Here is a 17,695-nt window from a genome sequence, read left to right as displayed (position 1 = left end):
TTTTGTATATTGTTTCGTTATTTACCATAGTTTCTTAACACATCCTCGTAAAGAGCACGGATTCTCAAGCCGACTTTTTCCCACGTAATTCCGTCAACCTCTCTCTTCCCTTCTTCCTGAAGATATTGGAAAAGAGACGGATTGGTACAAATGGAATAGATAGCGTCTGCCATCGCATGAATGTCCCAGTAATCGGTCTTGATCACCTTATCGAGAATTTCACCACAACCCGATTGCTTTGAAATGATGGAAGGCGTTCCACATTGCATAGCTTCCAACGGAGCGATACCGAAAGGCTCCGAGACAGAAGGCATGACAAATACATCACTATTCTTATAGACCTCATATACTTGCTTACCTTTCATAAAACCCGGGAAGTGGAAACGATCGGCAATGCCCCGCTCTGCCACCAGATTAATCATGGCATTCAGCATATCGCCCGAACCTGCCATCACAAAACGGATGTTACGGGTGCGTTTCAATACAAGTGCGGCAGCTTCCACAAAGTACTCCGGCCCCTTCTGCATGGTGATACGTCCGAGGAAAGTAACCACTTTCTCTTTAGAATGATCGGGACGCGGAATATCCAAAAGTTCCTGTGACAATGGATAAACGGCATTGTGCATGGCAAATACCTTTCTCGGGTCTTGATGATACTCGTTAATAACCGTGCGGCGAGTCAATTCGGACACACACATAATACAGTCGGCATGATCCATACCATTCTTCTCTATCGAATAAACAGTAGGATTGACTTTACCGCGGGAACGGTCGAAATCTGTTGCATGCACATGGATACAAAGCGGTTTGCCGCTTACCATCTTGGCATGTACACCGGCAGGATAAGTCAACCAGTCGTGTGCATGAATAATGTCAAATTCCTGCTGGCGGGCAACTACTCCGGCTATTATGGAGAAATTGTTGATTTCTTCATGCAAGTTTCCGGGGTAACCACCGGCAAACTCCATACATCCCAAATCATTGACATGCATATAAGAAAAATCGGCATAGATATGATCACGGAAAGAGTAATACTCTTCTGGCGACATCTCCAGCAAACGGGATTTCAAGTAGTCATAATTGACATCACGCCACACGATAGGCACTTGATTCATACCGATGATTTTCAAGAACTTTTCTTCTTCTCCACAAGGCTTGGGCATACAGAAAATTGTTTCCATATCACCTTGCAAACTCAATCCTTTAGTTATTCCGTAAGAAGCAACTGCAAGACCACCATATATTTTTGGGGGGAATTCCCAACCAAACATTAAAACTTTCATCTTCGTTCCTCCTTTCTTTAATAATATTTAGACAGCAGCTTCAAAACACGCAGGATTTCTGCCGTATTCATCGCAAATGACACAGCGCCACGTCCCCTGAAAGGTGGATTCCCGTCAAACAGTTCGGCTATGGAACCAATACAATGGCTCGTCATCTCATCATCATAACCAATCAACTGGCGTTCGACAAATGACAGTCCACTCATCTTATAAATCCGAAGATAAGCTTCCAGATAGAATCCCATCAGCCAAGGCCATGCCGTTCCCTGATGATATGCATAGTCACGCTGTACCTGCGGGCCTACATAATTCGGATTATATCCCCCGCTCTTCGGACTCAAAGAACGGATTCCTTTAGGAGTCAGCAATTCTTTAGTCACAATATCAAGCACTTGTTTCTTTTGCGCCCGGTCTAACGGAGAGTAATCAAATGCTGCGGCAAATATCATATTGGGGCGTACACTCCAATCCATCATATTACCATCCACATAGTCGAGCAGATATCCGTATTCGTTACGGAATACATCGACAAATGACTTTCCTGTCACTTCTGCCTGTGCATCAAGCGCATCTGCCAGATATACATCACCGCCTTCACGTACCAAATCGGCCACAAAACGCAGTGCATTATACCACAAAGCATTAAATTCAACAATATATCCTGTACGCGGAATCACCGGATGGCCATTCACAGTAGAATTCATCCATGTAATCGCTTTTTCCGTACCATTCGCATAAAGCAGTCCGTTTTCATGCAAGAAAAGATTATCATGTTTCCGTTGACGGATAAATTCCATGATATCTTTCAGGAGTTCTCCATATTTCTGACGGCATTGTTCGCGGGAAGTCTCCTTTGTATACTGCTGCAAAGCCCAGACAGCCCAAAGCAACACATCAGGATGCTCCATTTCATAAATCTTGTACCCGACAGGCTCTTCGTTAATGAAGTTACGGATTGCCTTTTCCGCCGTTTTCATCACGTCTTCAAACTCGTCGACCTCATCAAGAGCGAGTGTCAGTCCCGGCAAAGCTATAAACATATCACGTGCACGACATTTGAACCAGGGATAACCGGCAAGAATATAATGCTCACCTTCCTGTTTGTTATGGAATTGATGGGCAGAGTTCTTCAGACAGTGGTAGAAACTGTCACGCGGCGTACGGTCGGCCACTTCCGCCTCAAAGGTTTGTTTCAGTTTACGCGGAGTTGTTTCTGAAATTCCGGCAGAGAATACGATACTCTCTCCTTTCTTGATATCCACCTCGAAATATCCCGGAACGTACAGGTCCTCATTGAAGTCGTACCCGCGTTCCTGCTCTTTCGGATATTCAATGCCGCGATACCAATCGGGCTGGAAATGGAATTCGCACTTTTTGTTCAACTGCATATAAAGTTCCGGATAGCCGGGATACATGCAAGTCTTTATACCATTTTCCACAAGTTGATACTCACGGCTTGCCTGTGCATTCTCGTGGGTATACTCGCGTACGCTTCTGAAAGCGAGGAACGGACGGAAGCGCAAAGTCGTTGCCGAGTGCGCGTCAAGTAAAGTATAACGAATCAGGATTCTGTTTTCATGATGTACAAAGATTTTTTCTTTGCGGAGAACCACACCTCCAACACGGTAAGTTGTCGCCGGGATATGCTCACAATCAAACTCACGGATATACTTGTGCCCATTCGGACTAAAGTTGTTTCCTTGATATTTATGCAATCCCAGGTTAAACTCTGCACCGTGTTGAATTACCGTTTCATCAAGAGAAGATAGCAGCACATGATTTTCATCGTCGAGATTGGGAACCGGAATTACCAACAGTCCGTGATATTTGCGTGTGTTACAATCAACAATCGTTGTACAATGATAAGCTCCTGCCTTGTTCGTCCGGAGAATTTCTCTCTGAAGAGATTCTTCCAGATTCGTCATGAGGGTCTTGTCAAATCGTAAATAACTCATAGTTGTGCATTATTTAAAGGTTAATTATTGGTCATTATATCGCACCTGTATTTATCGCCACATTGTATACCGAATAGCTGTAGCACCATACATAACAGGTATAACGCCCAAATGTACAAATTATAGATAAAAACAAAAATAAAAAGGCTTTTTATTTTCAGTTTTTGTGCAAATATTCGTAGTATTGCGTAAAATATCTAAAGAAAAGAATGTCATGAAGCAAGATATTCAGCGTATCATGGTGGCTGCAGCAAAGCCTTTGTTTCTAATTTTTATCTTATATATACTCAAGTTCCTGGAAGTCGGGATGGGCTGGGACTTCTCTCACGCGGGGGTATACCCTATGGAGAAGCGAGGTTTAACCGGCATTTTAACTCATCCGTTGATACACAGCGGGTTCAGTCATTTACTGGCAAATACACTTCCTTTATTCTTTCTTTCCTGGTGTCTTTTTTACTTTTACCGGGGAATAGCTGGTAAGATTTTTATTCTGATATGGCTTGGCAGCGGCATGCTTACTTTCCTTATCGGAAAACCGGGATGGCACATCGGTGCCAGCGGACTTGTCTACGGACTTGCCTTTTTTCTCTTTTTCAGTGGTATTCTCCGTAAATATGTCCCGCTTATTGCCATTTCCCTACTTGTCACCTTTTTATATGGTGGAATTATATGGCATATGTTTCCCTACTTCTCGCCTGCGAATATGTCATGGGAAGGGCATCTAAGCGGCGGAATCATGGGTACGCTCTGTGCTTTTACTTTCATAAACCACGGGCCGCAACGACCGGAACCTTTTGCGGATGAACAGGAAGAAGACGAGAAAGAAGAAGAATCTGAAATCTTGAAAGAAGAAAAGGAAATTATACAAGAAGAACAAACCATATCTTAAAATAAATCCGGTATCAATGGAATCCTGTTCCACTCATACCGGAATAATCGACTGCAAAATATAGTTTTCTATCTATAAATACATAAATTCAGACTAATTCTTTGTGGACAATATCTCTTTTATGGCATTCTCCAACTTATAATCATGCAAATTACGGACCGCAATCTTACCTTTCCGATCAATAACAAGGATAAAAGGAATCGCACTTATAGCATAATCTTTGGTTATCGTACCCTTCCAGCCTTTTAAATCGGAGATTTGCGGCCAAGGGATCTGGTGTTTTTTCACAGCAGCTTCCCATGCACTTTTCTTGGTATCCAAAGAAACACTCACAATATCCAATCCCTCCTCATGATAAGTTTGGTACAGAGATTTCAGGAAAGAAAGTTCCTGTACACATGGCACACACCAGGATGCCCAAAAATCAACCAAAGTCACACGACCCGGGTGAATATAATCCGAAAGGTTCACATCCTTCCCCTCTATATCCATGCAGGCAAAGTCGCGATAAGGATAGCCGACCTCTGTTATTTTCACAGATTCCTTCCAATGTGCAGCAGCCTCTTTTTCCTTTTCTTTCTTCAATTCCGATTTGTGACGATAACCCTCATCTACCGATGCTAATAGTTTCGCATATATCTCAGCCGGGTAATAGCTCTCCGGATAATAAAAGAAAAAGAAAGCTCCCACTTCAGTCCCGATATAATCAGAAACAAAACAGATATGAGCCGGTTGCAACTCTTTATACAACGCACCGATACGTTGATTATAGGTATCCATTTCCTCTATACTCAAAGTGCGTAGTTTACCCAAAGAATCTCTTTCGGCCACAATGTTATTATTCCTTTTCTTGATTTCCCGAGTCTTGGCCAATATCCGGTTATCATATTGCTGATTCAGGACTCCCCCTTTCAATTGTGTCCCCAAAGGAGTATAGTCCAGTTTCACATTCCCTTCCTCCACAATACAATAACAATCCGGCAAACCATACATAAAATGATCATCCTTGAGTGGAAGTGCCAATGTTGCCACAAATGGTTCACCGGTAACGTGATATTCAAAGCTAAAATGTCCATCACGTATCAACGCACTATCCACTTTCAGGTCATCCTCTCTCGAAACGACATCTGTATGAGTGAGATAAATATACAACCCGTCATACTCATTCGTATGCACATCCGCCTCCAATTTAAAAATTGAAGACTGTCCGCATGAGGACAGACAAGCACATACCATAAGAATATTCATTACTATACATTTCATATCAATTATTCTCTTTTAAAATCATCCGATAATCTTCTGAAGTATTCATTATTTCACACGCTTTTTGCACAAACGGGTCCGCAAAGTTCAATATGCGATAGTAATATTCATTTTCATTGAACAATTCGCGCGCAACCAAGGCTTTCACTTGTACCTGCAAAAAGTTTTTTGACCTTTCATATTCTTCTTCAGAAAAAACAATATTCGCTTCTTCCGCTACCCGACATATTTCCTGCAACAGTGCACCGCCATCAAAGTTTTTCCGAAAAGCTTCGAATGTTTTATACTTTTTCAGCAACTCCGACCGGCAACCTACAACATAGTCGCGTGTTACCTGCTTTTGTACACCACTATACACCAACATATTATACCATCTCGTAAAATGTACTGTATCGGCAGATACAAAAATATCCGGCACAATTCCTCCCTCACTCTTCAAAACACGATGAGTACGCAAAGACTCATAGGCCTTGCCGGATTGAGCAGACAACTGCCCACTCCCATAAGGTTTTTGAATAGACCGTCCGCTTGGTGTGAAATAACGCGCCACCGTCAACCTAAGCGCCGAGCCATCTTCAAAAGGAAAGGTGTCCTGAATCATTCCTTTTCCGAAAGTAGAACTTCCTACCAGCACACCGCGGTCCCAATCTTGCAACGCACCCGCCAAAATCTCCGCTGCCGACTTTGTCTGCCCGTTTACCAATACCACCAAACGACCTTGTTCAAACAGTCCTTTGACAGATGCCTGAAACGTCATCCTTTCCATATGGATGCCATCCGCATAAACTATCGGTTTGTTACCGTCTAATAATTCGTCTGCTATCGCTACTGCCTCATCAAAAAGACCACCTTCGTTCTTCCGGATATCCAGAATCAGATTTTTCATTCCCCGCCGAAGTAAGTTCTGAAGCTGTTTACGAAAATCTTCCGCTACATTCTTCGAAAAGACAGAGATTGAAAGATAGCCAGTTTCACTATCTATCATATAAGCAGATTTCACACCGGAAGATGGTATATAAGTACGAACTATCTTCCGTTCAAAAGGCGGCTTTTTTCCACGCTTGATTTGCAAATTGACCACACTCCCCTCTTCACCATTCAATAAACGGAAAATCTGTCCATTCTGCAATTGTTCCACTGCTTTCCCATCTACTGACAGGATTTCATCTCCGGCACGGATACCTTGCCCCCAAGCACTTCCCTTCTTTTCCACAAAAGACACATAAAAATGCCCGTCTTTCCAGGCCCCTTCCATTCCGACTCCCGCAAAAGCTGCCATACCACCCAATGCCTGCTCATTACCTTTTAACTCCACAGGAGGCAAATATTCAGAAAAGGGATCCAGTTTTCCCACCATTTCCGCAATGGTATGGTTGATATACGCCTCTTTCGGAATAGAATCTACATAAAGATTGGTAATCGCATACAATGTCTGCATCAGCTTCTCCTCTGGGGTAGACTGTGCCTTCAGGTTACAGCAAACTCCCCCCAACAGTATTCCAAACAATATTGCTCTCATACTTTATTATCCTACTTATTATTATCCCCTTTCATCCATTCCGGCATAGGCGCATCTTTCAGATAGTAATCAAAAAAGCCGATTAACCGCTGCATAAAATCACGGCACTCAACATCTCCGCCCATCTGATGTCCTACATCCCGATAATTCAGCAACCAGGCAGGACGTCCCAACCGACGCATTGCAAAATAGAGAGCCATGCCTTGATATATGCGTACACTTGTGTCTTTCTCACCATGGAATATCAACAAAGGAGTATGAATCTTATCGGCATGCATAACCGGAGAATTCTCAAGATAAAGTTCCCGGTCTTCCCAAAGTGTTTTGCCCAAACGGCCTTGTGCATCCTCTTCAAAATACATATTAGGCTGACCGGTTCCGCGAAGCATCAGATAATCTGCCACCTGATCCGTAACCGCAGAACAAGGAGAAGCACATTTGAATATATCAGTACGCGTCACCAACCAGGCAGTCTGCGAACCGCCCCAGCTATGACCATTGATTCCGATGCGTTCCTTATCGGCAATTCCATCTTTAACTAGCTGTTCCACACCACTTATCACCGCATTATAACAACTCTCGTAAGGAGCACCGATACGATAGCTGATATCCGGACAGAAAATGATATATCCATTACTTACGAACCATGGAATATCAATCGTCGCGCTACTATACTCCGGTAAACGATAACTATTAAGCCCCTGTGACATCTTCTCATAGAATAGTACGATGACAGGATAACTTTGACCTTCCCGGTAATTCTCCGGCAAAAACAGAATTCCTTCATTTTTCTTGCCTTCCAGATTCGTCCAAGTATAAAGCCGGGTAGTTCCCCAGTTAATATCTTTCACCTGAGGATTGGAGTCCGTCACCCGCTTCGGATTTCGCAGAGTCAGATCAGAAACCCAAAAATCTCTTTCTCCGTAATTTTCCTTTGTCCAAAGTACTACTTTACCATTGTCCGTATTAGCTTTTACAACCAGATTCGATTGAGAATCAACAGCCATGTCACGCAGGTTCTTACCCGCCAGCAGGTACAATCCTTTCGTTTTACTTTTCTCATCAAATCCTTCGAGATACAATTTATCTCTTGAAGAAACCGGATGCTCAGCCTTGCGGAATGTTATCCGCTCTTCTCTACCCTTTCCTTGTGTCAGACAAACAGGAGCTTTCCCGCCTTTCAAATCCAGACTCCACAAATCATATCGGTCGTATATGACCACAGTGTAATTGTCCGGATTCCAATGTGCCACTCCATAAGGTGCAGCATCAAAAGAATAGTCATGATCTTCTTCATATACCGGATAAGGCATTTTTCCCGTAGTCAAGTCACGGTCACTCCCCGTAGCCATATCAATCAGCCGCCATGCTTTCAGGGCAGGATCGTATAACAAAGCTTTGGTTCCATCGGGACTCCAACTTAAGCCATATTTTCCATGACTTGCCAGCTTCTTCTTCTCGCCATTCATTCCGATATAATAAATATCGTCATTGGGAGACATCGTCCAGTCGGATTCCTTATACCAGGGAGTAGCGTCGAAGGCAATACATCCTTTGACCTCTTCTCCCTGCGGAAAAGCCAAGGAAGACAAACCTTTTGTAGGCAAAGTAAAACACTTCCCGGCAGCAATATCATAGACATACTTGTCATACTGAGACGCATCAAAACCTGAGCGTTTGAAAGACCGGCGAGGAGAAATGTTCTCGTCCCACACCCATAGTTCCAAGTTTACCTGATCTGTTTCCCTTTTCACCTGCGGATAAGCTACCGGCTCCAAATCAATCAACAACTGAGTCTTATTATTTATCAATCGAGACATAGAAGAAACTTTCGTCCCCTCAGGCAGACCTGTTATATCCCGATAGGACAACAGTTTCGAACAAATACGTTTATTCAAATCATATGTATAGATAGAGGTTACATCAAAACGAGTATCATAAGTAGAAGCACATGATAAAGTTCCACGTCCTTTGGCATCCGGATTAGCGATACTTGCAATATAACCGGGAACTTCTCCTATTTGCGTTTTTCTCCCTTTCTCCCACAGATACAAAGTCGATTTCAAACTGTCCGCCACACTATAAAGCAACCTGCCTGCCTCTACCTGCCCGAAGTTATTGATATCCGCAATGTACTGTTCCTCTCCCGTCAGCAAATTTACAAAAGTAAAGTCTGTCTTTCCGGTTGGCTTATATTGTACATAATAAGCCATGTCTGTTCCTGCTATAGGGACCAAAAAGATATTCTTAGCCCATTGTTTCTCTTGCTGCGTAAGCAAATTTAATGTATAAACAGATGGGCGTCCCGAATTATCTCCTTCTTCCTTCTTTTCATATTTCAGCAACTTGCCGTTAGCCATAAACGAAAAGTTAGAAAGCCCGGCTTTACAAGTCGTTTCTCCCGTCTGTACATTATATATATAAGTTGTATCAAGGTCCTGACGGTACAAGGCACGATAGTTGTAAACGACCCATTTCCCGTCTGCCGATAATTGTATCTGATCTACCGAACGCCACAATTTACAGTCGTCCAGTTTCATCGGACGTTTCTGAGAAAATGCTCCCTCTGCACCCAGCAGGAGAAGCAATGTCAAATAAACATATTTCTTCATTTATTTCTTCCGAATTAATTCGACTGCATAACTAATCTCATCAGCCAATTGTGAGGGACTTCCAGAATATCCTTCAGCCGTATAAAGCATCCTACCGTTCTTTAAAATTACTTTACGAGGAATACCGGATGAATTGAATTGACGGGAGAAAATACTGAAAGCCTTGTTATACCCTTTGGTTCCTTCCTTTAAAGTATCGAACAATACTTTAAAATGTGAGTATCCATTATTATTCAAATACTTCTCGACTGCCGGTTTTCCCTTAATTCCGAAATCCATGGTATTTACGAAATAGAAAACAACCTCCGGATCGTTCGTATATGCGTCTACTGCAAGTTTCATTCCCTCAAACGCACGTTTACAAGGCGCGCACCAGTTTGCCCAAAAATCAATCACTACAATCTTATCTTTGAAACTGTCACTGCTCACAACATTCCCGTCCATATCCAGCAATTCGAAAGTAGGGATTTCGACATCTGTCATATGAGATTTCACTTCCTCATATAACGCCTCTTTCAGTGCCGCACCTTTCAATTTATCAAGATAGACTTTGAACTCGGCATCAGATGCAGGTTTCACTTCCTCACGCAGAGCAGTCATCATATCAGTGGTAATCGTATTATATTTCACCGATTTTTTCAAAAGCTCCAATGCTTGTTCTTTCTTTCCGGCAGCTGACAAAATCTCATAACGTGCCTGGTTGACTGTAGCATCCGCATAAGACAATACATCATCCTTATAATAAGAAAACCATGTCAAAGCCTCGTCATTCTTATTCAAATCCTTTAATAATTGCAGATAAATTCCCAAACGTTCGTAAAACTGAATATCAAGTAATTCCTGTGCTTCTTTCGGAGTGTATCTTAATTCTTCCATATTATTAGAAAGGTCATTCCGTTTTTGCACCATTTGTTCCATCAAGGCTTTCGCCACCGGATAGACTGCGTCATTCTTTGCCAACCGCAATTTATAGGCACGGAATATATTCCACCGGAACACTTCACTCAAAGTCACAAAGTTCATTGACGGCAAGGCAGCAATAAGTTTGTCATAATGTTTTCCGTCAAACAGAAAAGAAGCATAGGGGCGGGTCAGATTATAATACATATAAGCTTGTTTACGGGAGAACGGATCTTCTATACATTTGTCATATGGATACATTCTAAAAAATTCTTCAGTCTTACTTATCCGTTCTTCGCCCACCTGCATAGCCTCCACCTGGTGAAACATTTGTGCACGAGCAGAAAAACCGTGAGGATATTGTTTTAACATAATACTCTTTATCGAGTCTGCCTTTGCCTGATCCTGTAACTTGAAACGATAAATATTCTCAAACGTAGAGTAGATGAACTCGGTCATAGCAAACTCTTTATTGATTTTCTGAAAGAAGAAATCAACAGCTTTCCGATTCTTTTCTCCCATACGTAAAGCTACCATATTCATATAAACATTTACGAACTTCGGCAAATTTGCAGCATAATGCTCCATCTCCTTAGTTGTCCACATCTCTACCGCCTCATCCTGAATATCAAACTTTTGGAAATAACTTCCAATATGGAAACAAGAAGGTTTGCGGAATGTCCCCCACCCCAAATAACCACCGGGTAACATTTTCCCCTGTGCATCTAGTGTCGTAAACACATATCCTCCGTTCTCGTCATTATTATCTATCGTACGATTCCATGCTTCACCAGCTAAAAATGACAAAGCGAACAAGGCACAATTATCAGCCAACTGATAATTTCCTTTCCACTGATTCTTTTCACTACGGATTAAAATCACATCGTCCATCCTCCATAAATAATCCTCATAGAGATAGATCGTACAAGATAATGTATCCCGGTTTTCCAATGGTCCTCCTGATGCCTGATAATTAAATGAGATCAAAGAACCTGCCTGTGGCTTTTCAATACCGGACAAACGAGACTGTGCATAAGTGCTTATAAAGTACGCACAGAAAACAAACAATATAAATAATTTCTTCATTTAGTTTTATATCTTATTCTTCTACATTTCAATTATTGTAATTGAGAAATTCTGGCGCCAATCTCATGAAGATCAATACCTAAAGTATTTTTAAAATACTCTATCACTGCTTCATATTTATTACGTATCGGATAACCCTTTATAGGATTCCAAGAGGCATCATACTGGATTCCGCAATCAAATTCTTCGGTCAAAAACTTATTCTCAAATTCTTCCTTACTCATCATAACCAAGTATTTTACGAATAATCCAAAATCATAATAATAATCCATTCCACCATCACGATACTCCAGACAACCTCCGCCATTATATCCCCATTCACCTTCATAATCACCTCCACTATGATCTATATACTCGTCATGGTATGTCTGAAACTTTTCAGGAACTTCCATCTTACCTTTTGAAGTAGCATAACCAGTAATAGCAAAAGCAACCTCGCCAATCAGTTCCTTTTTTTCCGCAACAGAAAGGGAAGACAAGCTACTATTCACTGCACCAAAAGTCAGATGGTTAAGACCATACATCGCTTCTTTAGGAATCTTTTGATAGATTTTATTTCCCTCATCATCATACTGATACGTATCCTTTAAACTATAAATTTCGGAAGCTAACAGGATTCTATATGGCATATATTTTCTCAGAAAATCGTCACTCCAGATAGACAAACAATTCTCTTTCAGGAAGTTCCATCCTTCACCTATAGAGGAAGTTTCGGCTTCTACTGCATGGTAAGGTATATATTCTGTAATATTCCAACGGAAATCAGCCTCGGCAAACCTATACAGTACCTGCACCCCATATGTATTATAGAATTCAACTATTTCACGGTCATATGAAGCATTTCCTTGAGGAAACTCTCCGAAACTCATCGGTTCGGAAGGTGTCAAAGCATCTTCCCCACATGAGCATACTCCAACCAAGAGCAAACAAGATATTAAATATATAAACTTCTTCATATTACTATTCTATTTTATTGTTCCATATTTACTATTTAATTTACCTCGCCTACACGCTCCGGAGCCAATTCATTTTGTTTTAAAGCTGAATTTGTATCCATTGCATCTTGCGGAATAGGTAATACATAACCCAAATCTTTCTCCTTCAATGTATATACGGTACGGTTTCCTGATGCATCATACCATGTATGTTCAATAGAAGGCATACCATAACGACGGAGATCAAACCAGCGATGTGATTCAAAACAAAGTTCACGGCGACGTTCTTCATGACAAAATTCCATCAGAGCTGCAGGCGTGGTTAACGTATAAGCCACAAAATTCGACAAACGTTTACTGCGAAGAGCATCCAAGTCATCGACAGCCTTTTGTCCACAAGAGTTATCTCCTGCCATATATTTAGCTGCATAAGCTTCCGCACGATTTAAATAAAGTTCTGCAGTACGCCATACAAACCCCTGTTCCTGAGTTCCACGTTTAGCCATCCAATATTTATAATACAAAAAACTCATATCACTAAAAAATATATTTCGACGGGCATCCGAAGAATCATATAGTCTCAATAAAGCATTCGAACCGCTGTCAGACACCCTGATCAACGTACCTTCTGTTTTTATATGTCTGGCCATACCTCCAATAAATACAACTTCCGGAAAATTCCTGGAAATAATATTATTAGTGGCATACTGCGGTGAAGCTGCATTACTCAGTTGATATGTAGTCAGATCAACTAATGCCGGAGCACCAGTCAAAGCTGCATCAGCATGTTCTATCACCTTATCCCAATTTTCCATATATAAATAAATCCGTGAAGCTAAAAGATGAGCTGCTACATTATTAATACGGAACAATCCGATCGTGTTACCTGTTTTTCCATCCAGCAAACTACAGGCTTCTTCAATATCCTTACATATTTGAGTATACACTTCTGCAACTGTATTACGTGCAATTCCCTCATCCCTAATTTCCGGTTTAATAACTAGAGGTACTCCCAAAAGACTCTCCGGAGTAGTTCCTGCACAATTATAGGGCATAGCATATAAATTCACCAATAAGAAATAATAATAAGCGCGTAGCGACAATGCCTCACCTCTTGTCTGCGTTTTTTCATCTTCTGTTCCGTCCGCAGTCGTCAGCCCGTCTACAACCAGATTACAAGCCATAATGCATTTATAGAGATTCTGATATGTGTGTAAGAGATTAGTCATATTGTAATCACTCAACAACAAATACATATTAGATTGCCACGTATAGACTGCGCGATGAGCCAAGTTTTCATCTGTGTAATTATAAGATTGTCCCTGGGCTCCTTCTACATCATCAGTCAATATATCTGTAATAGGATCGAAACAAATGGTAGTTGAATATCCCTCTCCATTCAACAATTCTTGAAAAGCAGAAGCTGTTTTCGGTTCAAACTCATCTTGCGAAACTTCTTTCAGAAAATCACTGCAAGAGGAACATATACACATTATGTATATAGAGAATAATATCAATATATATTTACTATTCATAATCTACAAAAGATTTTTAAGAATTAAAAATTAAGACTTACCGAGAACGAATAAGTTCGTGTAATAGGCAATGCAACACTTCCGGTAGAAGCTACCTCCGGATCTTGTCCATTAAATCTTGAGCTACACAATGTGAAAAGATTGGTCACATTAAACGAACAGGACATACCTGCGATATTTAACGGTTGAAGCCATTTATCCGGCAAAGTATAAGTCAACATCAGATTACGGCAACGAAAGAAATCGGCTTTTACTACACGTACATCCGAATAATTATACATATCGTACGTATTCTGTTGAGTTGCATTTGCAATCGGAGTATAGACATAATAATTCTGTGCCTCACCAAAAGCAATACCCGGAATATCAGTATGCTCCTCATCGCCCGGTTCTCGCCAGCAATGCAAGAAATCTGTCGTCAGATTTGTTTGCGGAGTAGGCATCTTCATTGTTCCGCTGAAAAGGAAATTCAAACGTTTCACATGCCCGAAAGCATAAGCAAACTGAGCATTCAATATAAAATTCTTATAACGTAACGAAGTTGAAAGTCCCCCGTTAAACTTCGGATCAGTCGAACCACAATATTTCAGGTAACTTTTCGGATCATTACTTTTCTCTACTTCTGATTCATTTGTCGAACAATGTTCAAACATTGCACGGCCTGTTTCATGATCTAACCCTTTGAACTCCCAGGCATACAATGCATTTACAGGCTTTCCATTTTCAAAAGCATTACCAGCCAGATAATCCAGATAAGTATAATCCTGCTTGGTAGTATTGCTTATGTTATTGGTGTTTTTCGAATAAATCGGAGTTAGCGTCCAAGTAAAGTCACGTGTTTGAACAGGAATAAAAGTCAACCCCACTTCAATACCATAATTTTTCATACTGGCACCATTACGGAAAGTTTGAGTCGTTCCATACTCACTGGCTACCGGCAAACTAAAAATCAAGTCTTTACCTTTACGTACATAATAATCGACAGTACCCGAGATTCTGCCGTTCAACAAAGAAAAATCCAATCCATAATTAGTTGTAACCGTCTTTTCCCAACGCAAATCAGGATAAGGCAGACGTTTAATTCCCAATTGGTAGTTCCCTGAAAAACGGTTAACCGCAAGCGCCATGTATTGTGCTACAAGATTTGGTCCTACAGAAGTAGGAATATTACCCTGTTGACCATAAGAAAAACGTATACTGAAATCATCCAAAGCTTTCCAGTCTCTAAACCAACTTTCATCATTTATCTTCCACCTTGCTGCCAAACTCCATACAGGAAGAAATTTATGATTTGTGTATTGTCCAAAACGATTGGAAGCATCCCCACGCAAATTAGCATTAAAAATATAGCGGTTCTTCAACGCATAAACCAAAGTCGCATAAGCAGACACTGCATTATTTTTCGTATTCTTACGAGACACAGTATGTTTTTCCAATGAAGAATTATTCAGGACCGAGCTTCCGGCACTTTCCTTATCATATTCATAACTGACAGCCATCCCACGATCCGGATAATATCCATATTCTACATCATTAAAACCGTCATATTGATTGGAGGTTGCCTCATAGCCAATCATACCATTAATGGCATGTTGCTGCATCTCTCCAAAGGTGGTAGCATACGAAAGTTGAGCACGAGCTGTATAACCCACATTATTCACCGAATTATAATTTAAAATTCCTCCATGAGGCAATTTACTTTTCTTTTCTTCTTCACCGTTGGGAATCACCGTACCATAATCATATCCACGAATGCCTGCAATATAATAAGAACGTTCGTCCGCCCACTGATAATTAGTAGAGTTAACATAACGTAGACCAAAAAGCGTCTGAAGCGTCAATCCTTTCCATATTTTCACATCAATGCCTACATTACCACTGAAATTACGGGATTTTGCCTCATTACCGGTATGTGCCAGCTCATTAAATATATTATATGTCAACGGATAATTATTGGATAACCCATCAATAGTATTAATCTGAGTCGTGTAATATTCATCAGGGCCAATAGCACGAGTAGTTTGCAACGCATAAGTATAAGGGTTCGTGGTATAAAAACCATCACTTTTCTGCTCTGAGAAACTTAAACGAGTATAAGCTCTGACTTTTTTAGTCAGATAGGCTGAGATATTAGAAGTCAAACTATAACTGGTTGAGTTATCTCCTTTAGTAGTTCCCTTGGAATTATTATATCCGATAGATGTATAATAATTGACTCTCTCGTTACCTCCTGAAATACTGGCACTATAATCTTGATTGAAAGCGTTCCGACAAAGAAGCTTGAACCAGTCGGTATTCATAGTTTCATATTTAGCCACTTGCTCGTCAAATTCGCTTTTTGTAATTTTCATGTTATAAAAATCAAACAAAGCACCTTCGAAACCGGTAGCATAGGGCATATAATCATATAAATATCCTTTCTCTGCCACTTCTCTTGAAATGCCTACACGCTCTTTCGAATTCATCAGATTATACTGTGAATAGCGAGGACGTCCTGTAAATCCTAAAGATGCGGAAAAACTAATTGCAGGTTTCCCTATTTTACCTTTCTTGGTAGTCAGCACAATCACCCCATTGGCAGCACGTGTACCATATATAGCTGTGGCTGAAGCATCTTTCAAAAACGTAATAGATTCAATATCATTGGGATTTACCCCTGCTATCGCATTGCCTAACAAACTGCGAGTAGCATTTTGATTCACCTGATCAAGCATATCGCTTCCCATCAACACATTATTGAGTTCGTCATTAGACAAATCAATAGGATCTTCATAAACAATCCCATCTACCACCCACAACGGAGAAGCATTACCGTAAATCGTCGAGGAACCACGCATACGGATACGTGGAGTTGCATTAGGAGAACCGGAACTGTTTTGCACCATCAATCCCGGTATAGTACCTTGCAACATCTTATCTACAGAATTGATAGTCGGTATCTTTATGTCATCCATCTTCACCGTAGAGGTAGCACTTGCCATCAAACGCTTGTCCATCACTTGATAACCGGTAACCACCACCTCATCAACTGCGTTCACCATTTCTTCCAGTTTCACCTGTACTCCCCAACCGTCATTCACCATTTTTTCCACTGTCTTTTTGCCTATAAAAGAAAAAGTCAGCATAGCACTCTGTCCTTCCTTTACGGGGATAGAAAAACAGCCATTCAAATCCGTCAGTGTACCTGTAGAACGACCATTCTTCACCCTGACAGACACACCGGGCAGCGGTTCATCATTTTCATCCACTACCTGCCCTCTTAATAATCCTTTCTCTAAAGCTTCCTTTTTATCTTTTTTTAGAAACACATGGATATATCTGCCATCAACCGAACTTTTAACTGGCTGACCGGCAATGAGTTTTTTCACAGCTTCCGGAGCTGTCAACTCCTGAATAGAAGCATTAACACGAATGGAGTGGAGTTCATTGTAACTAAATACAATTTTGTAACTAGATTGCTTTTCTACCCTTTTTAAAGCATCTGTCAACTTCTCATTCACGCATTTCATCGTGACCTTTTTCTCTTTCTCCTGCGCTGCCAATCCTGTAACAAAGGCAAACATTAACAGGAAACCGACCAGATACTTCCAACTCTGTATACACGGTCTTTCTCTACGCTCTTCATTCAATCGTTTCATCATATACTATTTGCTAATTTAAATGTAAAGTCACAAATAATACGTAATCAACGATAATCGGGTACCAAGTTTTAAAAGAA

General features: G+C 40.9%; 10 protein-coding genes. 1 reads left to right on the top strand and 9 read right to left on the bottom strand.

The window, feature by feature from the left end; all coding sequences use genetic code 11:
• Positions 1 to 17: 17 nt before the first annotated feature.
• Positions 18 to 1,283 carry a glycosyltransferase family 4 protein gene (locus AB5443_RS21095; RefSeq protein WP_073347781.1) on the bottom strand — a complete coding sequence of 422 codons (1,266 nt, stop codon included), beginning with the start codon at positions 1,281 to 1,283 and terminating at the stop codon, positions 18 to 20.
• A 17-nt stretch (positions 1,284 to 1,300) separates the two neighbouring features.
• A complete protein-coding gene (locus AB5443_RS21090; RefSeq protein ID WP_368114335.1) occupies positions 1,301 to 3,238 on the bottom strand; it encodes a glycogen debranching enzyme N-terminal domain-containing protein in 1,938 nt (645 codons plus the stop codon).
• Positions 3,239 to 3,452: 214 nt separating this feature from the next.
• Between AB5443_RS21090 and AB5443_RS21085 the strand changes: the two genes are divergently transcribed.
• A complete protein-coding gene (locus tag AB5443_RS21085; protein ID WP_195405953.1) occupies positions 3,453 to 4,127 on the top strand; it encodes a rhomboid family intramembrane serine protease in 675 nt (224 codons plus the stop codon).
• Positions 4,128 to 4,220: 93 nt separating this feature from the next.
• Here the strand turns inward: AB5443_RS21085 and AB5443_RS21080 are convergent, their stop codons facing one another.
• From AB5443_RS21080 to AB5443_RS21050, 7 genes are read right to left on the bottom strand one after another with little or no spacing between them, the layout of a single operon-like run.
• The gene (locus AB5443_RS21080; RefSeq protein ID WP_368114336.1) at positions 4,221 to 5,390 is read right to left on the bottom strand and encodes a thioredoxin-like domain-containing protein; all 1,170 of its coding nucleotides are present in this window, start codon (positions 5,388 to 5,390) and stop codon (positions 4,221 to 4,223) included.
• Position 5,391: 1 nt separating this feature from the next.
• A complete protein-coding gene (locus AB5443_RS21075; protein WP_277135379.1) occupies positions 5,392 to 6,909 on the bottom strand; it encodes a S41 family peptidase in 1,518 nt (505 codons plus the stop codon).
• Between the two features lie 11 nt (positions 6,910 to 6,920).
• The gene (locus tag AB5443_RS21070; RefSeq protein ID WP_022137996.1) at positions 6,921 to 9,521 is read right to left on the bottom strand and encodes a prolyl oligopeptidase family serine peptidase; all 2,601 of its coding nucleotides are present in this window, start codon (positions 9,519 to 9,521) and stop codon (positions 6,921 to 6,923) included.
• Complete coding sequence (locus AB5443_RS21065; RefSeq protein ID WP_277135380.1) at positions 9,522 to 11,507, bottom strand: TlpA disulfide reductase family protein; 1,986 nt, start codon at positions 11,505 to 11,507, stop codon at positions 9,522 to 9,524. It lies immediately after the preceding gene.
• Positions 11,508 to 11,539: 32 nt separating this feature from the next.
• Positions 11,540 to 12,463, bottom strand: coding sequence for a hypothetical protein (locus AB5443_RS21060; protein ID WP_022137994.1), 924 nt, complete (start codon positions 12,461 to 12,463; stop codon positions 11,540 to 11,542).
• A 35-nt stretch (positions 12,464 to 12,498) separates the two neighbouring features.
• Positions 12,499 to 13,977: a RagB/SusD family nutrient uptake outer membrane protein gene (locus tag AB5443_RS21055; protein WP_277135382.1), complete on the bottom strand. Its 1,479-nt coding sequence runs from the start codon at positions 13,975 to 13,977 to the stop codon at positions 12,499 to 12,501.
• 23 nt (positions 13,978 to 14,000) lie between these two features.
• Positions 14,001 to 17,618, bottom strand: a complete 3,618-nt coding sequence (locus tag AB5443_RS21050) for a SusC/RagA family TonB-linked outer membrane protein (RefSeq protein WP_277135384.1) — start codon at positions 17,616 to 17,618, stop codon at positions 14,001 to 14,003.
• Positions 17,619 to 17,695 lie beyond the last annotated feature (77 nt).

Source organism: Bacteroides sp. RTP21281st1_H5_RTP21281_210402 (genome assembly GCF_040918965.1).
GTDB classification, from domain to species: domain Bacteria; phylum Bacteroidota; class Bacteroidia; order Bacteroidales; family Bacteroidaceae; genus Bacteroides; species Bacteroides congonensis.
The sequence above is the reverse complement of the archived record's forward strand: the minus strand, read 5'-3'. Positions and strand labels throughout refer to the sequence as shown.